At 68.3% G+C, this 24,153-nt stretch carries 12 protein-coding genes; 8 read left to right on the top strand and 4 right to left on the bottom strand.

The genetic code is table 11. The features are described from left to right. Both ABZ318_RS16650 and ABZ318_RS16645 read right to left on the bottom strand, forming a co-directional pair. Entirely contained in the window at positions 1 to 10,581 is a 10,581-nt protein-coding gene (locus tag ABZ318_RS16650) for a LamG-like jellyroll fold domain-containing protein (RefSeq protein ID WP_356903181.1), read from the bottom strand. Between the two features lie 136 nt (positions 10,582 to 10,717). Further along, positions 10,718 to 11,266, bottom strand: a complete 549-nt coding sequence (locus ABZ318_RS16645; protein ID WP_356903180.1) for an NADAR family protein — start codon at positions 11,264 to 11,266, stop codon at positions 10,718 to 10,720. Positions 11,267 to 11,441: 175 nt separating this feature from the next. On the opposite strand from ABZ318_RS16645, the gene ABZ318_RS16640 reads away from it, so the two are divergent. The 7 genes from ABZ318_RS16640 (at position 11,442) to ABZ318_RS16610 (ending at position 19,241) form a co-directional block, all read left to right on the top strand. Further along, a complete protein-coding gene (locus ABZ318_RS16640) occupies positions 11,442 to 12,956 on the top strand; it encodes a gamma-aminobutyraldehyde dehydrogenase (RefSeq protein ID WP_356903179.1) in 1,515 nt (504 codons plus the stop codon). 49 nt (positions 12,957 to 13,005) lie between these two features. Next, positions 13,006 to 14,253 carry a spermidine/putrescine ABC transporter substrate-binding protein gene (locus tag ABZ318_RS16635; protein ID WP_356903178.1) on the top strand — a complete coding sequence of 416 codons (1,248 nt, stop codon included), beginning with the start codon at positions 13,006 to 13,008 and terminating at the stop codon, positions 14,251 to 14,253. 43 nt (positions 14,254 to 14,296) lie between these two features. Continuing rightward, positions 14,297 to 15,466: an ABC transporter ATP-binding protein gene (locus ABZ318_RS16630; RefSeq protein WP_356903177.1), complete on the top strand. Its 1,170-nt coding sequence runs from the start codon at positions 14,297 to 14,299 to the stop codon at positions 15,464 to 15,466. Continuing rightward, positions 15,463 to 16,389 carry an ABC transporter permease gene (locus ABZ318_RS16625; RefSeq protein ID WP_356903176.1) on the top strand — a complete coding sequence of 309 codons (927 nt, stop codon included), beginning with the start codon at positions 15,463 to 15,465 and terminating at the stop codon, positions 16,387 to 16,389. The genes ABZ318_RS16630 and ABZ318_RS16625 overlap by 4 nt, the downstream gene beginning before the upstream one ends. Then, entirely contained in the window at positions 16,389 to 17,183 is a 795-nt protein-coding gene (locus ABZ318_RS16620; RefSeq protein WP_356903175.1) for an ABC transporter permease, read from the top strand. Before ABZ318_RS16625 ends, ABZ318_RS16620 begins: the two co-directional genes overlap by 1 nt. Before the next feature lie 49 nt (positions 17,184 to 17,232). Then, positions 17,233 to 18,651, top strand: a complete 1,419-nt coding sequence (locus ABZ318_RS16615; RefSeq protein ID WP_356903174.1) for an FAD-binding oxidoreductase — start codon at positions 17,233 to 17,235, stop codon at positions 18,649 to 18,651. A 113-nt stretch (positions 18,652 to 18,764) separates the two neighbouring features. Beyond that, complete coding sequence (locus tag ABZ318_RS16610) at positions 18,765 to 19,241, top strand: hypothetical protein (RefSeq protein WP_356903173.1); 477 nt, start codon at positions 18,765 to 18,767, stop codon at positions 19,239 to 19,241. A gap of 107 nt (positions 19,242 to 19,348) precedes the next feature. Here the strand turns inward: ABZ318_RS16610 and ABZ318_RS16605 are convergent, their stop codons facing one another. Next, positions 19,349 to 20,083: a phosphatase PAP2 family protein gene (locus ABZ318_RS16605; protein ID WP_356903172.1), complete on the bottom strand. Its 735-nt coding sequence runs from the start codon at positions 20,081 to 20,083 to the stop codon at positions 19,349 to 19,351. A 100-nt stretch (positions 20,084 to 20,183) separates the two neighbouring features. Then, complete coding sequence (gene gabT, locus ABZ318_RS16600) at positions 20,184 to 21,518, bottom strand: 4-aminobutyrate--2-oxoglutarate transaminase (protein ID WP_356903171.1); 1,335 nt, start codon at positions 21,516 to 21,518, stop codon at positions 20,184 to 20,186. Positions 21,519 to 21,882: 364 nt separating this feature from the next. On the opposite strand from gabT, the gene ABZ318_RS16595 reads away from it, so the two are divergent. Further along, a complete protein-coding gene (locus ABZ318_RS16595) occupies positions 21,883 to 24,114 on the top strand; it encodes an ATP/GTP-binding protein (RefSeq protein ID WP_356903191.1) in 2,232 nt (743 codons plus the stop codon). Positions 24,115 to 24,153: the final 39 nt, after the last annotated feature.

Below are 24,153 nucleotides of genomic sequence, written 5' to 3'. Positions count from 1 at the left end.
TCAAGGCCGTTGTATCTGGCAGATTCCGTACGGTCCCCTGGAGACCGAACCGGACACCCGCTCCGTCGTATAAGTGCCAGGGGAATTTCTTACGCCGGCGTAGTAGAACCCGGTGGGTCGATAGCCTTGCAGATACTTGTTTGCATAGGCACCCACAAGGCTGTTCACAGCGCCGTCCTGCTGATGCCAGCAGAACGGACTCGCCTTGCCCGACCACGTGGTGTCCGGCAGGTGTCCCGCCACGTTGCCGCGGTACTCGTAGGGGGTCCCCTTCACGCTTCCGATGTGGAGATCCTTGTACTTCTCCGCGACCTCCTCCAGCGTGATGACCGAGCCATTGGGCTTCACGCCCATCGGCTCCCCCCGAGGAGAGACCCTTCCCTTGGGCGACCAGTACTGCGGCACCGCGTTGAGCGCCGCCACGTGGTCCCTCAGTTCTTCGATCTGCGCCGGGGTCGCACCGGCGGGTGCGCGGAAGCAGACGGGTCCTGACAGGCCTCGTTGGGGCCTGGTCTTGCGGAGGTGCTCCGTGCAGTCCTCGCTGTCGTCGTCCGTGTTCTGAGGCCGTCCCGTGCCCTGACCAGGTGCGGTTTCGAACCTGTCCAGTGCATCAGGGACGAACTGCTCTCCGTTGTCGACGAGCTGCAGCAGTTGCACGGCACCGAAGACGATGTTCCAGCCGTCTCCGGGCTTCCACCCGTTGTTCCTGAGCCCACCCCAGTCGATCTTCGGCGGCTTGAGAGTCGGGGCCGGCTTCGGGTGTGCGCCGTCGTTCGGGTTCTGGTCGATGGGAGGCTTCGGCGGGCGCACCACCACCTGCGCGAGGGCGCCACCGCCCGCGGCTGCAGCCGGGTACCAGCCGGCGCTGGAGGACGAGCCCCCGGTCGAACTGCTCCCCCCGGTTCGCAGACCGGCCGCCTGCGCCCTCAGTGCTCCGGACAGGCCCGTCGCCGAACCGGACAGCGTGCTGGTTCCCGAGTACGAGAAGGTCGTGGAGGTGGAGTCCGACCAGGACCAGTCGAACGACCAGTCCGACGTGTCCACCTGTTGCAGCTGGTACGACGCGTAGCCCGCGAGGAGTGCAGTGCCGGCGGCAAGGAGGTAGCCCTCACCCACACAGACGTCCCAGAAGCAGTGTCCGCTCGGGTCCGTGCCGTTCAGCGGCTGACCGTGCCCGTAGAGGTATCGATTCGCCTGGATCGACGGCACCGGGGACAGCTGCCATGTGTCCCGGGAGACGAAGCCGCCCGAGGCCGGCCGATACCAGCGCGATGCCATGTTGACGTCGCCCGACGCGGGGTCGGTCCAGCCCGACTGGAAACCCAGGGAAGCGCCGATGCCCGCCGTCGCCGTCACTTCACCGAACGGCGAGTAGGCCGTGGAGCCCAGAACGGTCCCGCCATCGGGGGAGAGGGTCGCCACCAGGTCGGTGTGACGGTCGGTGACCGCCCATCGCGCCGACGTGCCGGACTTCACAGCCTGAAGAGAGCCCTCAGGGTCGCGGGTGTACCGGTTCGTGCCATCACTGGTCACGTCATTGGACGTCCCGTCATAGGTGAGGACACTCCGATCAGCCCTCTGCACACGGTCCAGGGAGTCGTACGAGAGAACCGAGGAGCCGTCAGCCACCTTGCGCTCGAACGCGTCGAAGGACAGCGTGCGGGTGGCACCTTCCGCCGCAACCCCGGAGAGCGTGCCTCGTGGCGTGTACGTGTAAGTGGAGGACCCGTCCGTCATGAGTCGATTGCGGGCGTCATAGACGGATACGGCGTCTCCTGCCTTGACGCGGTTGCCCGCGGCGTCCCATTGGTAGGCGGTGGTCGTTCCGTTCCTCGACCATGAGGTCATCCGTCCCGAGCGGTCGTAACCGTAGGCGTTTTCCGCCGCTCCGGATGCCCCCTTGACGGACTTCTTGGTCAGCCGGTCTTCCAGATCGAACTCGTAGCTCGTCGAAGCGATCTCCGAGCGCTGAGCGGGATCGGTGATCCGGTCGGTCGTGAGCCGGCCCAGGGCGTCGTACCCGAAAGTCCGACGGGCGCTTTCGGTGAACCCCGTGGCGCCCTCGGGTTTCGTCGCGTAGCGCTCAAGGGTGGGGCGTCCGGCAGCGTCGAAGTCGTACCAGATGTCGCCGCCTGTCAGTGAGTCCCAAGTCCAGTCCAGCCTGCCCGCCTTGTCGTAGCCGTAGGAGGCGGTGCCTCCTGCCGTCGCACGTGAGGTCATGTTCCCGTCGGCGTCGTACGCGTAGGACGATTCGCCGCCTGGGCCGTTCGCCGATATGAGCAGACCTCGGTCGTTGTACGTGTACGTGTTCGATGACGCTGTGTCTTCCGCGCCCACGGCTGTGAGCCGACCTGCCAGGTCGTACTCGAGTCGGCGTTCGGAGGTCGACGCCTCGCTGCCCGTCCCGCTTTCCCTGACGAGACGTCCGAGCGAGTCGCGTACACGATCACGTCTGACACCACCGGGCATGAGTTCGGCGATGTCCTGGCCGACCGCGTCGTAGACGGTGGTCCAGGTCCTGTCACTCGCCGACGGATGGGCCTCGGTGGCCGGCTCGATCGTGGACTCCGGGAGATTCCAGGGCGTGTAGGTGTACACCGTGGAGTTGCCCCGACCGTCGGACAGCCGAGTCCGGTTCCCCGCGACGTCGTAGCCGAAGGACGTGGTGATCGACTGGGAGCCGTCGACCGGCTCGCGCTGCTCGGTGAGCCGGCCCAGTGCGTCGAAGGTGTACGTGGTACGCGCCTGGTTTGCCGAGGTCACAGCGACGCGATTGCCGTCCGCATCGAATTCCGCGGAGGTCGATCGCAGAGGGGTGTTCCCGGTGCCGTAGTCGCTCGACTCCGTGACGTTGCCCAAGGCGTCGTGGCGGTACGTCGTTCGGCGGCTGGTCGGATCAGTGTCCTCGACCAGCCGTCCGAGACCGTCGTAGCCGTAGCGGGCGGTGCCCCCGAGGGAGTCGGTGACGGACGTGAGTTCGCCCGCCGCGTTGTAGGTTCCGCTTGTGGCGCGACCCGCTGGAGTTGTCAGACCGATCTGATTTCCTGCGTCGTCCCAACGGAAGCGGGTCGTCAGGTTCTGGAGCGTGGGGCGGCGCTCGACCACGGTGTCCGTCACCTTGCGGCCGAGCTCGTCGTACGTGGATTCACGCCTCGCCCCCGTGGGGTCGGTGCTCGACAGGGGGAGTCCGGTCGGAGTCCACGAGTAGCGGGTGATCCCCCCGCCGTCCAGGGCGGTTTCCCCCGAACCGAGTGCCTGGAACTGGCTCTCGGCGAGTGTGGGGAGGGAGCCGCTGGTCACCACGGGATCCGTCTTCAGCGTGAGATGACCCAGCTGGTCGTAACCGAAACGGGTGGTACGGCCGAGTGGATCCGTGGTGGCAGAGATCCGGCCCGCATCGTCGTACTGGGTTCGGGTCACCGCCTTGATGACGCTGCCGCCGACGGGGACGTAGTCAGGGAGGGCGACGGAGGTGGTTCGACCCAGGTCATCGACCTGGACGTCGGTCACCCCACCCCGAGGGTCCTTGGTCTGGGTCACCTCTCCGAAGGTGTTGTAGCCCGTGAGGGTCCTCGGCCGAACCACCTGCGGCGTCCCGCCGCCCTCCTCAGCTGTGACGGGAGGGGCGATCTGCTCGACCTGTCTGCCCAGCGCGTCATAGCGGAGCATCGTGGTGAACGAGGCGGGGTCGGCTCCGGCGACGTTGCCGCGTGCGCTGACAACGGAGACGGGCAGCCCGCGATCGTCGTAGCTCCTGGTCGTGGTGCTGGTGGTGGTGTCGTCGGTGACGGTCGAGGTACGGGGATTGCCCGCCTCGTCGTATGCGGTGGACTGGACGACCTTGCGGCCGGAAGCGTCGACGGTGCGGGACTGCTGGGTCACCCGGTCGTCATTGTCGTAGCCGAAAGTGGTGACCCGATTCAGACCGGTGGGGTCCAACACGCTGCGCGTGATCCGGCCCGTCGCGTCCACGGTGTGGTTCACGGTGGTCAGACCGCCGTTGCTGACGCTCTGCGTCAGGTGACCCGCACCGTCGTACTGGCGAGACTCGAGAACGATGTCACGCTTCGTCCCGTCGGGCTGCGTCACTTCTCGAGCCGTCGTCGTGGCCGGCAGGCCGTCGTCGAAGTACGTGAACGATGTGGTGGCCCCCATCGCGTCCGTGGTCGATGCCAGCCGCCCTGCCGGGTCGTAGGCGTAGGACGCCAATACGAGAAGTCCGGAATCTTCCGAATCGCCCTTCCAGCCGGACAGGGTGGTTTCGTGATGTTGTCCGTTGGGAGTGTACGAGTAGAAGTAGAAATCGTTCATCGGGTTGACGAACGAACTGACGCGCCCGAGACCGTCGAAGTAGAAACGGAAACGTCGGCTCGTCGCATCGGTGATGACGGTGTTGAGCCCGTAGCTGTTGTACTCGTAGGTCGTGACCCGCTTCCGGTCGTTGCCGGTGACGTCTTCATGGGTCTCCGTGAGCAGCAAACCGTCGTCGTCGTAGGTTTTGCTCACCCGTGGCGCATGAGAGGCGCCGGTCACTTCGTTGGTGACGGTCGCGCCGGTCTCGGCCGTCGTCCGCGACATGGCGTCGTAGGCATAGGTGGTGGTGATGCCGCCCGGGAAGGTGTCGGACACCTGCGTCTCGGCTGTCTTTCGGCCAAGACCGTCAAAGGTGAACTTCGTGATCAAGCCGCTGGGAGACGTGATCTGTGCCAGGTCGCCGTTGGAGCGGTAGGCGTACACCGTGGTCGCACCGGCCGGCGTCTTCTCACTGGCCGTGAGGCCCGCGGGGACGGTTCCGCCTCCCACCGCGGCTTCGGTGCCGGCGGTGTAGGTCCTGCTCCGTATCCGCCCGTCGGCCAGCGTTGTCGTCGCGGGAAGTCCCTTGGAGGTGTATGTCGTCGTCGTGCGGTAGCGGTTGTCGGCCGGATGCGCGGAGCGCGCATCCCGGACCGCCACCGGCTTGTCGTTGCGGGGGTCGAGAGGGTCTGAGGCGTTGAGGTAGTACTCGGTGAACGCCGTCCAGCACGAGTCCGCGTCCCGGCACGTCGTACGAGAGACATTGTTTCCACGGGCATCATGCCCCGTGATCACTTTGTTTCCGTTGGGGTCCGTCACGGTGTTCAGGAAGCCACCGCTGTCGTACCCGTAGTGGGTGACTCCACCTTCGGCATCCGTTTCGGACACCTTGCGGTTGCCACGCAGGGAGTCGTACGTCGTCGACGTAGTGTCGTTTTCCGGGTTCGTGACCGCGACGGTAGCGCGCAGTGAGGTACTCGCCGAGTCGGTCTTGGCACGGTAGTGCGCCTTCACCTGCTGCTCGGTCAGCGCATGCTGGTAGACCGCGGGTTCGTCGATGCCGCCGGTGAGGTAGTAGGTGCCCTCGGTGACTCCCATCCAGCTCTGGCCTGCGTAACCCGCACCGAGATAGGCGAACGACATCCGCTGATCGGCTCGGGTGCCCGTGAGCGTCCCGACGAGAACGCCGTCGAGATAGAGGGACTGGGTGGTGCCGGCCGCCGACAACACGACGTGATGCCATTCGTCGTCCGTCACGACCTGCGGTGAGACGATGGGCGTGGCTTGGAGGGTGCCCGTGAGCCAGAACTCGCCCCGGAGTTTTCCGGCCTGATCGATGTTGAGTATCGGACGCCACGATGCCGGTGTCGTACCGACAGCGGTGCTCTGGGCGCCGAGCAGCACGCCGCGCGTCGCGGTCCTGAACCACATTTCTACGGCCAGGTCGGGAGCGCCTCCGAGCAGGGAACCCGGTATCTGCACGGACGTCTTGCCCTGGAACTGGACGGCGTTGCCGGAGGAAGGACCGAAGACACCCCCCGGCCAGCCGACACGGCCTGACGTCTCGTTCGTGCCCGCGGTGTCCTGGAACGTCGCGCTGCCTGGATTGACCGCCACACCACTGGAAAGCGTCGTTCCCTCTTCCTCGTCGAAGCGCCAGTAGGCGGCGGGAGCGTCACTCATGACACTGTCCCGGTACTGCTCGGCGTTGCCTTGGACGAGGCCGCTGCGGGCGCGGAAGTGCCGTCCCACGGTGTGACCACCGGCGAAGTGATCAGGGAGGGTCATCACGTAGTCAGGGGTCAACTGCATGAAGGTCACGAGCGACTTGTCGTAGAAGGCCACCTCGTCGATCTGACCGTCGAAGTTGCGTTCACCCGCAGATGCGCCGTCCCATCCGCTCGCGGACCATCCCCCTCCGATGTACATGTGCGGCAGCCGCTTGAGATCGGGATCGACCTGGGAGAGGCCCACCTGGACGCCGTCGAGGTACAGAGCTTGAGCGCCCTTCCCGCCGGTCAGGACCGCATGGTGCCACTTGTCGTCGGTGACGGTGTCGGCGGAGGTCATGATGACCGGGCCGCCGACGAGCTGTCCCCGCAGCTTGCCGGCCGCATCGACGTTCAGCATCGGTCGATAGTCGGTCGGCTGGGTTCCGAGAGGCGTGTTCTGCATCGAGACGAGGACGCCGGGGTGTGTCGTTTTGAACCAGAGCTCGATGGAGGGCGAGGTGGTCGTGCCGAGAGCCTCCTTCGGAACCTCGACCGCGGCGTCGACCGTGCCGTCGAAGGTGGCGGAGGTGTCGTCTCCGTCGGCGAAGGCTCCTGGACTTCCGAGGTGGGATCCGTCCATGTACGCGCCGTCCATGCCCTCCCCCACGGAGCTGAACGCCTCGACGCCAGTGCGCTCGCCGAGGCGCCAGTAGCTGAGTGGCCGGGAGACCTTCACGGCGGCGGCGTACAACGACGAGGCAGAGGAATAGGAAGGAGCGGAGACCTTCCATGTGCCGCCGTTGTAGTCGGTGGTCTGGGTGACACGGCCGGTGCGGGGGTCGTAGGTGATGCGGGCGTGTACGCGACCCGACGGCTTCGTCACCTTGGTCATGCGGGGGGTCTGCACACGCGCTGCGTAGTGCTCCGCGACGGTCGCCCCGTCCAGTGCGTGGTGGTAGAGGGCTACCTCGTCGAGCTGCCCGTCGAGACGCCGCACCGCCCGAGTCGCATTGCCGTCCCAAGCGGAGGACGAGAAGCCGGCGCCGAGGTAGGCATTGATCTTCTCGTGGTGGTCGATGGGCCCGGTCAGCGAGCCGACGGACTCTCCGTCCAGATAGAGGGTCTGCTCCGTTCCCGCGCCCGTCAGGACCACGTGGTGCCACTTGCCGTCCGTGACGGCGGTGGGGGTCACCATCGGCGTCACCGGCTTGCCGGTCATCTCGAACTGACCTCTCAGCTTTCCGGCCGTGTCGATGGCCAGCGGACTGTAGTAGTTCGGTGTGCCGTCTTCCAGTTCACCACCCTGGAATCCGACGAGTACGCCAGGGGACGTGGTCTTGAACCACAGTTCGAGCGAGAGGAAGGTCGAGGCCTGCAGCGCGGTCTCGGGGAGAACGGTCGAGGAGTCGCTGCCGTCGAAGGCGGCCGCCGTGTCCGTCGTCCCCGCGAGGGCGCCGGGCTGACCGAGCGTCACATCGCGGTGAAGGATCTCCTCCCTGCCGTTGGTGGACGCCGCCTCGCTGATGCCGGTCGATCCTTCGGATTCCCCCAGCCGCCAGTAGGAAACCGGGTTCTCATCGAGGACCAGACTTCGGTAGGCGGACCCCGCCTCGTATTCGTAGGTCGTGCAGGCAGTGGCGGAGGTGGGCGGACAGACCTTGGTGAGTTGGTCGCCGGCATAGGTGTACGACCACGTGTAGCCGGGGGTGGCGGCGTCGATCGCGCTAGTCGTCACGCTTGTGACGTGGCTGCCGTTCCAAGCGAAGTTCAGACGCCTGCCGGAGAGCATGTCGATCACCCCGCTCAGGGGTCCGTCGTTGTCGTGGCCGTACTGGAGGTGCTGCTCGCGTCCAGCGCTGTCCCTGATCGACCGCAGCAAGTGGTCGTAGCTGAACGAGTACGTGGTGCCGCTACGGTCGCGGAGGGTCCAGCCGCTGAACTCGGTCTCGCCGTCCTTGCTGAACGTCATTCCGCTGCCGAGGGGGCCGGCGTATCCGCCGCCGGGGTTGCCCGAGAACCGAACGCGCGAGCCGTTGCCCAGGGTGAGGAGGACTGATTGTCCGTACCCCTCCACCTGCATGCGCATGTCCCATGGGGTGGACCATCCTGCGCCGAAGAGGGTGTCCTGACGTGGGTCGAGCGCGTTATAGGTGCGCTTGACGGACAGTTCCGGTCCGACGGTGGCTATGGAGGCGTCACTGGCGACGGTTGAGTAGTTGCCGGTGAGCGAGGTGAATTCGCGCCCCCCGTCTCCACCGAGGTGACTCGTCAGAGCCGGCTGCGGTACCTGAGTGGTGAACAGTGCGGGGTACGGCCTGGCGGATGTGCCTTGACCGTCCCACACATACGAATACCAGGCGTAGTTCTTGTTCCAGGAAATCCAGCCGGCAGGGACCGCCCATTGTCGGGCCGTGCCTCGTACGCCGGACCTGCAGTTCTTACGAGTGTCCTTTCCGTCGACCTCGCAGACCTCGAACGTGTACTGAAGAGCACTCCCGGGAAAGTGGTCGGCATCCTTCCCCTCGGCCCACAGGGTGGGCGTGAGGGAGTTGAATACGGCTCCGCTGGAGGGTGATTCGCGGGTCAGCTGCGGAGGGACGTTGACGGCGGAGAACTTGATCGCGACACCGGGGACGCCCTCGGCGGTGAACTTGCGGACACCGTACTCTTCCATCGACCACTGCAGCGTGTAGGTCGCGGGAGCGAGCGGGGCTATCTTCGCGTCGAGCGTCACGCTGCCACCGGGCGGTACGTCCACCGGCATCGGCGTCCAGCGGATCTTGGCGGTGTCGGAAATCGCCTTGCCGGCGGAGTCGAACAGGCTGTAGCCGAGTTTGTAGCTTCCCCCCTTGACCCAGGTCTGCTGTCCTTGATTGGTGACGGTGACCTTGATGGTGCCTTCGGCTGTGGCCGTTACTGGCGTGACGAACCCTCCCACCTTGTAGGTCGCGCCGTACTTGGTCCAGGTGACATCCAGCCGCGGCTTCCCGTTGGGGTAGTCGTCCGAACCGAACTCCTTCCAGGCCATCGAGTCGGAGGTCGACGCCTTGACGGCCAGTCCGTAGTTCTTCTGCCGCCCGTGCGTCCAGTCATCCACCAGCTTGCGTCCGGCAGCGCCGAGCTGAAGCGACTCCCAGGCCCCGCCACAGGCCCAGGTCTCCGTGCCGGCAGGCCTCCAGCCGTGGGCGAAGCTCTTGGACACGAGTGACGCTCCGGTCGGCGGGCCGGGGTAGTTCTCGGTGGTGCTCTCCGACCAGTTGGAGGTGATCTGGTGAATGGTGACCGGACGGGGGTTGCACGAGTACGACCACGAGTTGTACAGATTCAGATTCGTGTTGAGAACCCACGCGTTCTTGAGGGTCGTCTCCAATCCGGCAAAACGTAGGAAACTCGCAGCCTTGCTGCCGCCGCCGTTGTATGTGCCGACCTTGAGAACCGTGTCCGCCGAGAAGTTCTGGTTGTAGGGGTACTCCACGTAGGTGCCGGACGTGGAACTGATACCGACCACGGAGGGGTCGACGCGGACGGGAAAGACGCGTTCAGGAGCGTTGAGCCAGGCCTTGTCCAGCGTGACGACAAGAGTCTGGCGGTCCCCGTCCTCGGCCAAGCCGAAGCGGACTCCCGATGAGACAGCCCCCTCGTTGGAGCTCTCGGACTGGTGGGAGTCCTCCATCCAGCCCGGGGGGATCCAGGCACGCTGCTGCCCCGCGCCGTCGACGAAGCTGACACCGGTTCCGCTGATGCGAGCGGTGAGGCCTTGCAGGGTGAGGGGGAAACGCCACTCTGTCGGTGCCTGAGGGCTGTGCAGCACGAGGGTCTCCTTGACCGATGTGCTGCCAGACACCAGTTCGAGATCCGCTCCTTCGCGAATGTCGCGATAGGTGATGGTGCTTCCAGCGACCTCGCCCCGAGACCGGGCCGCATCTTCCAGCGCGTATCCGACGGACTCGCTGTCACCCGTTTCCATGAGGACAAGGGGACTTGCGTCCGCGTACTCGGCGAACGCGAGCCCTGATTCCACGGCGAGGGGAGACCAGCTGTCGCCCTCGCTCATCGTCTGCATTCCGGAAGCCCGAACGAGCGTGGTGTCGATCGCGCTCCAATCGCCGTTACGACTGCGGAAGTTGACGGGTTCGTCGTACAGCTGTGTCGTGCGCGTGCCATCCGGATTCAGAAACGTCCGACTTCTGGCCTTGCGCTCGCGAAGGAGCTCCTTGCTCCGGGCCCGGTCGAACCCGCTGACTCGCGAGGGGGAGGCTACGGTTGCGGTACTGGCCTTGCCCATTACCGGCTGCTTCGCCGGCGCCAACTCAGCGTCGACGATGTGAGGCTCGGCCGGCAACTCTCCAGGGGCTCGGAGTTCGCCATGGCCGCCGGACGCCGGAGCGTCCGTGGCGGACGCGGGCGCGCGGGAATCGCGATGTGCGGCGGACTCCGTGTATTGCTGCGGTGCGTCGAGGCTGCGGAGGGCGGGAGGTGGGCTCCCTCGCTCCGCAGCCAAGGCGCCTTGTTCGCCAGCGGTCACGATGGCCATCAGAAAGGCCATCGCGATGACGAGTGGGCGCGGGGTGCGCATGTGTGTCCCCCCAAAGTGATCAAAAGAGGAACACTGTTTAACTCCCGCCACATGAACCTCACAAGTTATTCACAGGGTGAGAGGGTCATGCGTGATCAAGGTCATGTGCATTTCAGGCCATTCGGTCCTTCCCGTGTCAGTCGCCCCGCAGCCGCTCCCGCGCCTCCATCAGGGCGAAGCCCAGCAGGTTGAGGCCGCGCCAGCGGGCCGGGTCGTGGGCGCGGGGGTCGTCGGCGGCGAGCCCGATGCCCCAGACGCGGTCCAGCGGACTGGCCTCCACCAGCACGCGCTCTCCCGTGCCCAGGAGGTACGCCCGCAGCGCCTCGTCCGAGGAGAACTTGTGGACGCTGCCCTCCACGACGATCCCGAAGCGCTCCCGCTCCCAGACGGCGTCGTCGAAGCCGCGCACCAGCCGGCCCGCCTTCTTGGCCTCTGCCGGGGTACGGGCGGTCAGCGCCGCCCGCTCGGCGTCCGCGTCCTGGAAGAGGCGGGCCTTGGCGGCCATCATCCAGTGCTCGGCGGTCGCGTAGGCCACGCCGTCGACCGTGAAGGGCGCCGGCCACCACTGGCTCAGACAGCTGGCCGAGAGACGCCCGTCGGGGTGCGGACGGTGGCCCCAGAAGTGCAGCCACTTCACTCGGTCACCCCTCGTGACCTGCTGCGTCAGCTCTTCGATCTTGCTCATACATGCGAGTCTGGCATCCGCCACGGACACTCCGTACGGAGATTTTCCGGGCCCCTCGACACATGGTCGACCGATTCCGTCGCGTAACCAAAAGGCAACAACGGAATCACTTGTTGGGCGGTCGTCCCTCTGTCAGGATCGGCACTCAATTCGAGCTGGGACAACGGAGAGCGTCATGACCAACCGCTTCCAGGTGACGGACCGCTTCGCGGACGGCGCGCAGTACATCGGCGGAAGGCTCCGCGCCGGAACCTCAGGTCAGGAACACAGCGTGATCGACCCGGCGACGGGCGAGAGCGTCTACACGTACGCGCTCGCCTCCACCGCCGACGTGGACGAGGCCGTCGCCGCGGCCAAGGCCGCCTTCCCGGCCTGGGCGGGGGCCACCCCGGGCGAGCGCTCCGACGCGCTGCACCGTCTCGCCGGCGTCCTCGCCGAGTGGGCGGAGGACATCGCCCGGGTCGAGTCCCTCCAGTGCGGCAAGCCGCTCAAGCTCACCACCGAGTTCGACGTGCCCGGCACGATCGACAACACCGCCTTCTTCGCGGGGGCCGCCCGCCACCTCCAGGGCCAGTCGGCCGCCGAGTACACCGGCGACCACACCTCGTACATCCGGCGCGAGCCGATCGGCGTCGTCGGCTCCATCGCCCCCTGGAACTACCCGCTCCAGATGGCCGCCTGGAAGATCCTCCCGGCGATCGCCGCCGGCAACACGATCGTCCTGAAGCCCGCCGAGCTCACCCCGCTGACCTCGCTGATGTTCGCGCAGGCGGCGAAGGAGGCCGGCATCCCCGACGGTGTCGTCAACGTCGTCAGCGGCTCCGGGCGGGTCGTCGGCGAGCACCTCGTCGGCCACCCCGACGTCGTCATGACCTCCTTCACCGGCTCCACCCCGGTCGGCAAGCGGGTCGCCGAGGTCGCCACCGCCACCGTGAAGCGGCTCCACCTCGAACTCGGCGGCAAGGCGCCCTTCCTCGTCTTCGACGACGCCGACCTGGAGGCCGCCGCCCAGGGCGCCGTCGCCGCCTCCCTCATCAACAGCGGCCAGGACTGCACCGCCGCCACGCGCGCGTACGTCCAGCGCCCGCTCTTCGACGCCTTCGTCGCCCGGGTCGCCGAGCTCATGGAGACCGTCCGCGTCGGCGACCCCTTCGCGCCGGACACCGACCTCGGGCCGCTCGTCAGCCACCGCCACCGCGACAGCGTCGCCGGCTTCGTCGAGCGCGCCCGCGGCTACGCCACGGTCGTCACCGGCGGCGAAGCCCCTGGTGGAGAGCTCAAGAACGGCGCATACTACCGTCCCACCCTGATCACCGGCGCCGCACAGGACAGCGAGGTCGTGCAGTCGGAGATCTTCGGTCCGGTCCTGGTGGCCCTGCCCTTCGACGGCGACGACGAGGGCATCCGGCTCGCCAACGACACCCCCTACGGCCTCGCCGCCTCCGCGTGGAGCCGTGACGTCTACCGGGCCAACCGTGCCACCCGGGAGATCAAGGCGGGATGCGTGTGGGTCAACGACCACATCCCGATCATCAGCGAGATGCCCCACGGCGGCACCAAGGCCTCCGGCTACGGAAAGGACATGTCGGCCTACTCCTTCGAGGAGTACACGCAGGTCAAGCACGTGATGTTCGACAACACCGCGGTGGCGGCGAAGGACTGGCACCGCACGATCTTCGGGGACCGATAGCCATTAGCCGCCCGACCAGCGGCCCACCCATCCCGAAAGGGCACAGCGCATGGAGCAGTACGAGCCCGACAGCCTGTCCGCCGCGCAGCTGGCGGCGATAAGGCGCAGCATGACGAGCGGCCGGGGCGCCCTCAGCCGCCGTTCGATGCTGCGAGCGGGCGGCGTCGGAGCGCTCACGGTCGGCGGTCTCGCCGGTCTGAGCGCCTGTGGCATCCCGCCGGCCAAGCGGGAGGGCCAGGGGCCGGCGTCCATCGACGTGTCGGCCAAGGAGAAGACCGTCGCCTTCTCCAACTGGACCGAGTACATGGACGTCAGCGAGGACGAGAAGTCCCGCCCGACCCTGGAGGCGTTCGCCAAGCGCACCGGGATCAAGGTCAAGTACACCGAGGACATCAACGACAACGTCGAGTTCTTCGGCAAGATCAAGCCGCAGCTCGCGGCAGGCCAGGACACCGGCCGCGACCTGATCTGCGTCACCGACTGGCTCGCCGCCCGCATCATCCGGCTCGGCTGGGCGCAGAAGCTCGACCCGGCCAACCTCCCCAACGCGTACGCGAACCTCTCCGCCCAGTTCCGCCGCCCCGACTGGGACCCGGGCCGGTCCTACTCGTACCCGTGGACGGGCATCTCGACCGTCATCGCCTACAACGCCAAGGCGACCGGAGGCAAGAAGGTCGACTCGGTCACCCAGCTCCTCGACGACCCCTCGCTCAAGGGCCGGGTCGGCTTCCTCACCGAGATGCGCGACTCCGTCGGCATGACCCTGCTCGACATGGGCAAGGACCCGGGGAAGTTCACGGACGCCGACTACGACGCGGCGATCGGGCGCCTCCAGAAGGGCGTCGACAAGAAGCAGATCCGCCGCTTCACCGGCAACGACTACACCTCCGACCTCGACAAGGGCGACATCGCGGCCTGCCTCGCCTGGGCCGGAGACATCATCCAGCTCCAGGCGGACAACCCGGACATCAAGTTCTCCATCCCGTCCGCCGGTTACATCACGTCCAGCGACAACCTGCTCGTCCCCGCGCAGGCCCGGCACAAGACGAACGCCGAGAAGCTCATCGACTACTACTACGAGCTTCCCGTCGCCGCCCAGCTCGCCGCGTACATCAACTACGTCTGCCCCGTCGACGGGGTGAAGGACGAGCTCGCCAAGATCGACCCCGAGCTCGCGAACAACACGCTGATCCTCCCGGACAAGGCCATGGCCAAGAAGTCCCACGCCTTCCGCTCGCTCAGCAGCGCGGAGGAGACGGCGTACGAGGAGAAGTTCGCCAAGCTCATCGGCGCCTGAGTCCGGCCTCGTCCACCTCTCTCACTCCCTGGGACAGCAACCCATGACTGACAAGACTGCTCACACCGGAAAGAACACTGGCGGCGGCGACGTCCGTCTCACCGGGATCAGCAAGTCGTACGGCTCGTTCACCGCCGTCCACCCGCTCGACCTGACCGTCCCGCAGGGCTCCTTCTTCGCCCTGCTCGGCGCCTCCGGCTGCGGCAAGACCACCACCCTGCGCATGATCGCCGGCCTGGAGGACCCGACGACGGGCACCGTCTTCCTCGGCGACCAGGACGTCACCGACCTCCCGCCCTACAAGCGGCCGGTCAACACCGTCTTCCAGTCCTACGCGCTCTTCCCGCACATGGACATCTCCGAGAACATCGCCTTCGGCCTGCGCCGCCGCGGCATCAAATCGGTGAAGAAGCAGGTCGACGAGATGATCGACCTCGTCCAGCTCGGCGAGCACGCCCACAAGAAGCCGCACCAGCTCTCCGGCGGCCAGCAGCAGCGCGTCGCCGTGGCCCGCGCGCTCATCAACCACCCGCAGGTCCTCCTCCTCGACGAGCCGCTCGGCGCGCTCGACCTCAAGCTGCGCCGCCAGATGCAGCTGGAGCTCAAGCGGATCCAGACCGAGGTCGGCATCACCTTCGTGCACGTCACCCACGACCAGGAGGAGGCCATGACGATGGCCGACCAGGTCGCGGTGATGAACGGCGGCCGGGTCGAGCAGCTCGGCGCCCCCGCCGACCTGTACGAGAACCCGCAGACCACCTTCGTCGCCAACTTCCTCGGCACCTCGAACCTCATCGAGGCCGAGGTCCTGGAGACGGGCTCCGAGGTGGTGGTCACGGCGGGCGGCGGCAAGCTCCGGCTCCCCGGCGGCCGCTGTACCCCGGCCGTCCGCCAGGGCGGCAAGGTGCTCGTGGGCGTCCGCCCCGAGAAGATCTCGCTCGCGCACGCCGACGACGCGGGGAAGATCGCCGACGGCCGCAACCGGGTGACCGGCCGGATCGTCGACTCCTCCTTCATCGGCGTCTCCACCCAGTACGTGGTGAACTCGCCGGCGGGCGCGGAGCTCCAGGTGTACGAGCAGAACATCGAGCGCGACACGCGGCTCGTCCCGGGCGCCCAGGTCGTCCTGCACTGGAACCCGGCCCACACCTTCGGCCTCGACGCGACGCAGGACATCGACGCGGGCGTGGAGACGGTGGAGGACGCCTCGTGACCGCAACCCTGGCGAAAGAGGTTCCTCCGATAGAGGAACCGGCTCTGCGCAAGCCCTCCGCCCGCAAACGGCTCGTCCCGTACTGGCTGCTGCTGCCCGGCATCATCTGGCTGCTCGTCTTCTTCGCGCTGCCGATGGTCTACCAGGCCTCGACCTCGGTGCAGACCGGCTCCCTGGAGAAGGGCTTCGAGGTCACCTGGCACTTCCAGACCTACTGGGACGCCTTCCAGGAGTACTGGCCGCAGTTCGTCCGCTCCCTGCTGTACGCCGGGACCGCGACCCTGCTCTGCCTGCTGCTCGGCTACCCGCTCGCGTACCTCATCGCCTTCAAGGCCGGCCGCTGGCGGAACCTGCTCCTCGTCCTCGTCATCGCGCCGTTCTTCACCAGCTTCCTCATCCGCACGCTCGCGTGGAAGACGATCCTGGCCGACGACAGCGTCGTGGTCGAGGCGCTGAACGCCCTGCACTTCCTGGACGTGACCAGCTGGCTCGGCTGGACCGAGGGCGACCGCGTCCTCGCCACCCCGATGGCGGTGGTCACCGGTCTCACGTACAACTTCCTGCCCTTCATGATCCTGCCCCTCTACACCTCCCTGGAGCGGATCGACGGCCGGCTGCACGAGGCCGCGCAGGACCTGTACGCCTCCCCGGCGACCACCTTCCGCAAGGTGACCTTCCCGCTGTCGATGCCCGGCGTCGTCTCGGGCACCCTGCTCACCTTCATCCCGGCGAGCGGCGACTACGTCAACGCCGAACTGCTCGGCTCGACCGACACCAAGATGGTCGGAAACGTCATCCAGTCGCAGTTCCTGCGGGTGCTCGACTACCCGACGGCCGCCGCGCTCTCCTTCATCCTCATGGCGATCGTGCTGGGCATGGTCACCGTGTACATCCGCCGCGCCGGAACGGAGGACCTGGTCTGATGCGCTGGTTGCGGAAGAACCTCGTCGTCATCGCGGGCCTGCTGACGCTCGCGTACATGATCCTGCCGAACCTCGTCGTGATGGCGTTCTCCTTCAACAGGCCGAAGGGACGCTTCAACTACTCCTGGCAGGAGTTCTCGCTCGACGCCTGGAAGGACCCCTGCGGCGTCGCCGACATGTGCGAGTCGCTCTCGCTCTCGCTCCAGCTCGCCGCCTGGGCGACGGTCGGAGCGGTCCTCCTCGGCACGATGATCGCCTTCGCGCTGGTCCGCTACCGCTTCCGGGCGCGCGGCGCGATCAACTCGCTGATCTTCCTGCCGATGGCGATGCCCGAGGTCGTCATGGCCGCGTCCCTGCTCACGCTCTTCCTCAACATGGGGATCGAGCTGGGCTTCTGGACGGTCCTGATCGCCCACATCATGTTCTGTCTGTCGTTCGTCGTGACGGCGGTCAAGGCCCGGGTCATGTCCATGGACCCGCGCCTGGAGGAGGCCGCGCGCGACCTCTACGCGGGCCCGACGCAGACCTTCCTGCGGGTGACCCTGCCGATCGCCGCGCCCGGCATCGCGGCCGGCGCGCTGCTCGCCTTCGCGCTCTCGTTCGACGACTTCATCATCACCAACTTCAACGCGGGCTCCACCGTCACCTTCCCCATGTTCGTCTGGGGCTCGGCGCAGCGCGGAACCCCCGTTCAGATCAACGTCATCGGCACGGCGATGTTCGTCATCGCGGTACTGATGGTCATGGCCGGACAGATCATCACGAACCGGCGCAAGAAAACAGCAACAGCCTGAGCAACGGCCTGAGCGAAGGCCGTCTCAGGCACCGAAGGAGTTGGAAACCATGGCCCCAGTCGCCATGCGTCTCGCTGCACAATCTCTCTCCGACGCCCAGCCCGTCCCCTTCTGGCTGGAAGACCCCGGCAAGCCCGGAGCCCTGCCCGCCCTCACCGGCACCGAGAAGTGCGATCTCCTCGTGGTCGGCGGCGGATACAGCGGACTGTGGACCGCGCTCCTCGCCAAGGAGCGCGACCCCTCCCGGGATGTCGTACTGATCGAGGGCCGCGAGGTGGGCTGGGCCGCCTCGGGCCGCAACGGAGGCTTCTGCGCGGCCTCCCTCACCCACGGCTTCGGCAACGGGCTCGCCCGCTGGCCGGGCGAGCTGCCGAAGCTGGAGCGGATGGGCGGGCGGAACCTCGACGCCATCGAGGAGACCGTCGCCCGCTACTCCCTGGACTGCGACTTCGAGCGCACCGGCGAGATCGACGTCGCCACCGAGCCGTACCAGGTGGAGGAGCTCCACGAGTGGTACGAGGAGGCCGGGCGGCTCGGTCTCGCCGAGGGCCTGGAGTTCCTGGACCAAGGCGCCGTACGGGCCGAGGTCGACTCGCCGACCTTCCTCGGCGGCCTGTGGGACAAGCGCGGCGTCGCCATGCTCCACCCCGCCAAGCTGGCCTGGGGCCTGAAGCGGGCCTGCCTCGACCTGGGCGTACGGATCTACGAGAACACGCCCGGTCTGCAACTGGTCCCGGTGGGCGCCGGCATGGGCGTCCGCACCCCGTACGGCAGGGTGGTCGCCCGCCGGGTCGCGCTCGGCACCAACGTCTTCCCCTCGCTGGTCCGGCGCGTGAGGGCGTACACCGTCCCGGTCTACGACTACGCCCTGATGACCGAGCCGCTCAGCCCCGAGCAGCTCGCCTCGGTCGGCTGGAAGAACCGGCAGGGACTCGGCGACTCCGCGAACCAGTTCCACTACTTCCGGATCACCGCCGACCACCGCATCCTGTGGGGCGGCTACGACGCGGTCTACCCGTACGGCGGCAAGGTCAGCGCCGAGATGGACCACCGCCCGGAGACGTACCTCAAGCTCGCCGAGCACTTCTTCCGCTGCTTCCCGCAGCTGGAGGGGCTCCGCTTCAGCCACGCCTGGGGCGGCGCGATCGACACCTGCTCGCGCTTCTCGGCCTTCTTCGGCACGGCGCACCAGGGGAAGGTGGCGTACGCGGCCGGGTTCACCGGCCTCGGCGTCGGCGCCACCCGCTTCGGCGGGGACGTGATGCTCGACCTGCTCGCGGGGGAGCGCACCGAACGCACCGAGCTGGAGATGGTCCGCTCCAAGCCGCTGCCGTTCCCGCCCGAGCCGGTCGCCTGGGCCGGCATCGGCATCACCAAGTGGTCGCTCGCCCGCGCCGACGAGAACGGCGGGCGGCGCAACCTGTGGCTGAAGGCCATGGACCGGCTCGGCCTCGGCTTCGACAGCTGAGCCGGGATGTGACGCAGATCACTTCCGGCGCGTAGGCGAAGCCGCGTAAGAGAAGCCCCCGTACCCGCTCTCTCCGTGTGGACACCGCGTCCACACGGAAGGAGATCGTCGCGATGACTGGTACGGGGGCTTCTGGCACCAGGGCCGCTGTGGAGTGGCTGGCCTCGGTCGCACCGGATCCCGACGCCTGCCGCTGGGAGTGGGAGCGCAACCCCCACGGGGTCGCGCTGCTGCCCGCCGGCAGGCGCTGGGACGTGCTGATCCTGCCGGGAGAGCTCGGCCATCCCGCCCTCGACGTGCTGACCCGGCTCGTGGACCGGCCCGGACCGGTCCTGGCCGACTTCGGCGAGGCCCGGATGGGGTTCTTCGTCCCGCCGGGAACCGCCGCCCGCTGGCTCGGCACCGGCGTGCGGGGCGTGGGCTCCGGCACCTGGATCGTCGCCCCGTACCCCGGACGGGTCACCGGACGGGTGCGCTGGCTGGTGGCGCCGGACGGCCTGGGCACCCTCACCGACGCCTCCCTCCTGGAGCTGGCGATGCACGAGGCGGCGGGCCGACTGGGCGGGGAGCGGCCCGACGGGGGCGGCTGAGGGGCCTGGTGGCCGGATCCGAGGCGACGGGCCACGGGCTCGAACCGGGCCCTGCCCGGCGGGTCGCGCCTGGTCGGTCAACCGGTACCGGTACGGCCAGGGGGAGTTCAGCCGGAACTCCGACGCGTACGGCGGGAACCGGCGCCCAGGAGCAGCAGCGAGAGGCAGAGGCTGGCGAACACGTCCAGCGGCCAGTGGAAGCCCCGCAGGACCAGCCCGGCCCCCGTCACCGCCGTCAGCACGGCGGCGACGGGGAGCAGCCGGTTCGACACGAGGAGGGCCGCGCCGAAGTAGGCGACCGCGGCGGTCGCCGTGTGGCCCGAGGGGAAGTAGCCCTGGGCCCAGGGCTCCAGCGGGCCGGGGCGGGCCGTCCACTCCTTCAGCGGGACCACCAGAAGGGGGACCGCCGCCATCGCGAGGCCCGCGTGCAGGGCGGCGGAGCGGCGGCCCCGCCACACCGCGTACGCCATGGCGCAGGCGAGGACCGGAAGGGCGACCGTCATGTCGCCGAGATCGGAGGCGAGTTCGCTCAGGGGGCGGGGGACCGTGCCCACCAGGGACCGGGACACCCGCTCGTCGAGCCTGGCCAAGGGGCCGTGGACGAGCACCTGCCAGGTCACGACGGCGAGGGCGACGAGCGCCGAGAAGAGAGCCGGCCGCCCTGGAACAGGGGGGGTGGTTCCAGGGCGGCCGAGGGGATCGGGCTGCCGCGCGCCCCGGGGGGTGTGGGGCGGGCGGCCATCCGATCGGTGAGGAGTCCCGGAGCACGAGGCGCCGGCGGTGTGCTCGAAGGCACGGTGTGGGCGGGGCTGGGGAGGCTCCGCCCGGGGTGTTTCTCTCATCTGCAGAAACCGTACGTCACGGAACGGGGGGCCGACAGCGGGAAACGCGTCCCGCCATCGGCCCCCCACAGAGTCTTCACACCGTGTGCCGGATCGGTCCTCAGACGGTCGCGAGCGCGGCCTCGATGACGTCCAGGCCCTCGTTGAGCAGGTCCTCGCCGATGACCAGCGGCGGCAGGAAGCGCAGCACGTTGCCGTAGGTGCCACAGGTCAGGACGAGCACGCCCTCGTTGTGGCAGTACTTGGCGAGCGCGGCGGCGGCCTCGGCGTGCGGCTCCTTCGTCGCCGGGTCCTTCACCAGCTCGATGGCGATCATGGCGCCGCGACCGCGGATGTCACCGATGACCGGGAACTTCTCCTGCATGGCGGTGAGGCGGGTCTTCATGACCTCCTCGATGCGCTTGGCCTTGCCGTTGAGGTCGAGCTCCTTCATCGTCTCGATGGCGCCGAGCGCACCGGCGCAGGCCACCGGGTTGCCGCCGTAGGTGCCGCCCAGACCGCCGCCGTGGACGGAGTCCATGATCTCGGCGCGGCCGGTGACGGCGGCGAGCGGCAGACCGCCCGCGATGCCCTTGGCGGTGGTGATGAGGTCCGGGACGATGCCCTCGTCCTCGCAGGCGAACCACTGGCCGGTACGGCAGAAGCCGGCCTGGATCTCGTCCGCGACGAAGACGATGCCGTTGTCGTTGGCGAACTTCACGATCGCCGGCAGGAAGCCCTTGGCCGGCTCGATGAAGCCGCCCTCGCCGAGGACCGGCTCGATGACGATCGCGGCGACGTTCTCGGCGCCGATCTGCTTGGTGATGTTGTCGATCGCCTGGGCGGCGGCCTCGGGACCGCAGTTCTCGGCACCCGTGGGCCAGCGGTAGCCGTAGGCGACCGGCACGCGGTAGACCTCGGGCGCGAACGGGCCGAAGCCCTGCTTGTACGGCATGTTCTTCGCCGTCATGCCCATGGTGAGGTTGGTACGGCCGTGGTAGCCGTGGTCGAAGACGACGACGGCCTGGCGCTTGGTGTACGAGCGGGCGATCTTCACCGCGTTCTCGACGGCCTCGGCGCCCGAGTTGAACAGCGCGGACTTCTTGGCGTGGTCGCCCGGGGTCAGCTCGGCCAGCGCCTCGCAGACCTCCACGTAACCCTCGTACGGCGTCACCATGAAACAGGTGTGGGTGAAGTCCTGGAGCTGCGCGGAGGCGCGGCGCACGACGGCCTCGGCGGAGGCGCCGACGGAGGTCACGGCGATGCCGGAACCGAAGTCGATCAGACGGTTGCCGTCGACGTCCTCGATGATGCCGCCGCCGGCCCGCTTGGTGAAGACGGGCAGCGTCGAACCGACGCCACCGGCGACCGTGCCGAGACGGCGGGCCTGAAGCTCCTGCGACTTCGGACCGGGGATGGCGGTGACGACGCGCCGCTCCTGCGGGACAGCGTTCATGCGGGGCTCCTGGGGTGGTTCTGGACGCACTTGCGGGTTTCCTCCGCAGGCTAGGCGCGGGGGAGGGGGTCAGGCATGCGCCGATCGGGAGTGGTCGCGGGTGTGTCGTTGTCCGGGATGGACATGACGGCTCCGGTTCCGCACGGCGGCACGCCTCCGCGCGAGTCGGCCACCCCTCGGCCGCACGGGTGGTCGAATCCCCTCCGGGGGGCGCCGGGCCCACTAGATTGACGGTGGCACAGACGCGGCGACCTGGCTGGTCAGGGGGCAGGGGTTCATGGAGACCGACGGCACGTACGAGTCACGCGACACCAGGGGGGGCGCGGTCCCGCGCCCGGCGGCGCCGCCCGCCGGTGCACCGCCCATGCCTCCCGGCCCTCCGCCTCCGAGGCCGCCCTTCGTACCGCCATCGCCCGCCCATGCACCGTCTCGGACAGGGAGCGCCGAATGGCTTCGTATTCCCAGGCCTGCAGCCGCCCCCGGCGTCTGGCGACTTGCGCACCGGCCCCGCCCGGAGGAGGAGCCTGAGCAGGTGCCCGGGCGGAAACTCATCAGTGGCGCCTTGATCGCCTACCTCTGTGGATGGCTGCTCTGGTCACTGCTCAAGAACGGCTACCTCGACGGCTGGTGGATCTTCGTCGACGACTGGTGGGTCCTCCCCCTGCTTTGGGTGCTGCCCGATGAGTGGCGAAACACCAACAGCTCCCAGTTTGAGCTGTACATGTTCGCGACCTATCTCTGGAATGGAGTTGTCCTCGGGCTCATGGCCCTTGGCTTTGGGAGGGTCGGCAACTGGCGCGACGTTTGGCACCGCTACGGCGTGCCGGTGTGGCCGCTGTTCGTTCTCGTGCCGGGAGTCTGGCGCGAGCTGCCTCGCACGGTCACCTGGTTCACGTGGGTCTTCAACATCTACTACGTGCTGCTGGCCGCGGCCGTCGTCGCGGCCGTCGGGCGTGTGGGCACCTGGCCCGTCGTACGTCGACGCCTTGGGCTGGCTGTCGACGCCCCGCAGCCGCCACCGGCCGCAGACCCCGCCGACTGGCCCGACCTGCGTGACGCCGGACTGACCGAAGCGGCCGAGCGCCTCGCCGAGGCCACTCGCCAGGGAGTCCTCGGGGACGTCGACTATGCCCGGATCCGCCGAGCCTGGCAGGGCGCGCGGACGCGGCCGGAGCGCCTCGCCGCTTTCAACGAGGCCGTGCGCGCCCGGGGCGCCGCCGCCTGTGGCCACCCCTCGGGCCTGCGCGACCTGCCGGTCCGTACCGCCACCCACGACCTCGCCACCGGCCAGGTTCTCATCGGTACCGTCGCAGACCATCAGCGCAATCCCTATGCGCGGCGTACCACCGGCGTGGCCCTGGAGCCGGGCGTGCTCGGGACCTCGCTGCTCGCCGTCGGGCCCGCAGGGACCGGGAAGACCGTGCGGCTGGTGCGGCCCGCTGTCGAGGCGCTCTGTCTTCAGGCCCTCGCCAACCGCGCCGCAGTCGTCGCCATCACCGCCCGCGGCGCTCTGCTCGGCCCCGACGAGGCCTTCGACGTCGTCGTCTCCGTCGGCCAGCACAGGTCCACCCACGACCTTGACCTCTATGGTGGCGCCGACGATCCAGATGAGGCCGCCCGCGTACTTGCAGAGGCCCTGGTGGGGGACCTCGTCGTCGATAGCCGGCGAGCCGCCACCGCGCTCGCCCAGTTGATCGGGCCGTTCCTTGCCGCGTACGGCCGCTTCCCCGGTGTGCCCGAGCTACGAGAGCTGCTTGACGAGGCACCCGAGGCACTCGCTGCGCTCCGGGCCGCTGTCGCCGACCACCCCGCCCAGCTGCGAGAGCTGGCTGCACGACAGAGGCAGACCGAACGCGGCGACGAAGTCGGCGTCCTGCTCGCCGAGCGCATCGCCTTCCTGGACCGGCCCGCTTTCGCCGGCTTCTTCCGCACCGAGGGCAGCGCCGACGGGCCGGAGCGACCGCAGTTCTCGCTCCGGGCGCTCGAGCACCCGCTCCGTGTCCGCGTCGATCTGCCCGAGCGCGGCCACGCCGAGGCCTCCCGGATCGTTTCGCGGCTTCTGCTCGCCCAGTTCACAGAGGCCGCCCTTGCCCGCAGCGACCGTTCCCTCTTCGCCTGCTTGGTTCTGGACGACGCCACCCACACCGTCACGGGCGACTCCGTACGGGCTCTGCAGAGGCTGCGCTCCGCCAACGCCGGTGTCGTCCTCGCGCTGCGCAGCCTGGAGGACGTGCCGGAGGGGCTGCGCGGGCCGCTGCTCGGGGCCGTCGGCTGTCGCATGGCGTTCGCGGGGATCGCTTCCTCGGACGGCGGACGGTTCGCCGAGACCTGGGGCACCGAATGGGTGCAGACCCGGGACGTCACCAATCGGCAGATCATCTCGGACGAGCCGCTGACCAAGGCCCTGCACTTCATGCGGCGACTGGTGACCGGCAAAGCCGTGACTACGGAGGCCGTCACGGTGCGCGAGGTGGAGCGGCAGCGGTGGTCGGCCTCCGACCTCGCCCACGCGGTCCCGCCCGGCCATGCCGTCCTCTCGCTCAGCAATGTGCGCGGCGAGCACATGCCGCCCCTCCTCGTAGACCTGCGCAGCTGAGCCGTCTCACCCCTCGCGCGCCCGAGCGGGCTCCCGGCG

The organism is Streptomyces sp. NPDC006197 (assembly GCF_040613865.1).
Taxonomy (GTDB): domain Bacteria; phylum Actinomycetota; class Actinomycetes; order Streptomycetales; family Streptomycetaceae; genus Streptomyces.
This window is presented reverse-complemented; position numbering and strand designations above follow the sequence as displayed.

Bases quoted from the DNA above. Each gene is read 5' to 3' on its own strand.
- ABZ318_RS16650 (WP_356903181.1), bottom strand. From the start codon at position 10,581: ATGCGCACCCCGCGCCCACTCGTCATCGCGATGGCCTTTCTGATGGCC.
- ABZ318_RS16645 (WP_356903180.1), bottom strand. From the start codon at position 11,266: ATGAGCAAGATCGAAGAGCTGACGCAGCAGGTCACGAGGGGTGACCGA.
- ABZ318_RS16640 (WP_356903179.1), top strand. From the start codon at position 11,442: ATGACCAACCGCTTCCAGGTGACGGACCGCTTCGCGGACGGCGCGCAG.
- ABZ318_RS16635 (WP_356903178.1), top strand. From the start codon at position 13,006: ATGGAGCAGTACGAGCCCGACAGCCTGTCCGCCGCGCAGCTGGCGGCG.
- ABZ318_RS16630 (WP_356903177.1), top strand. From the start codon at position 14,297: ATGACTGACAAGACTGCTCACACCGGAAAGAACACTGGCGGCGGCGAC.
- ABZ318_RS16620 (WP_356903175.1), top strand. From the start codon at position 16,389: ATGCGCTGGTTGCGGAAGAACCTCGTCGTCATCGCGGGCCTGCTGACG.
- ABZ318_RS16615 (WP_356903174.1), top strand. From the start codon at position 17,233: ATGGCCCCAGTCGCCATGCGTCTCGCTGCACAATCTCTCTCCGACGCC.
- ABZ318_RS16610 (WP_356903173.1), top strand. From the start codon at position 18,765: ATGACTGGTACGGGGGCTTCTGGCACCAGGGCCGCTGTGGAGTGGCTG.
- ABZ318_RS16605 (WP_356903172.1), bottom strand. From the start codon at position 20,083: ATGAGAGAAACACCCCGGGCGGAGCCTCCCCAGCCCCGCCCACACCGT.
- gabT (WP_356903171.1), bottom strand. From the start codon at position 21,518: ATGAACGCTGTCCCGCAGGAGCGGCGCGTCGTCACCGCCATCCCCGGT.
- ABZ318_RS16595 (WP_356903191.1), top strand. From the start codon at position 21,883: ATGCCTCCCGGCCCTCCGCCTCCGAGGCCGCCCTTCGTACCGCCATCG.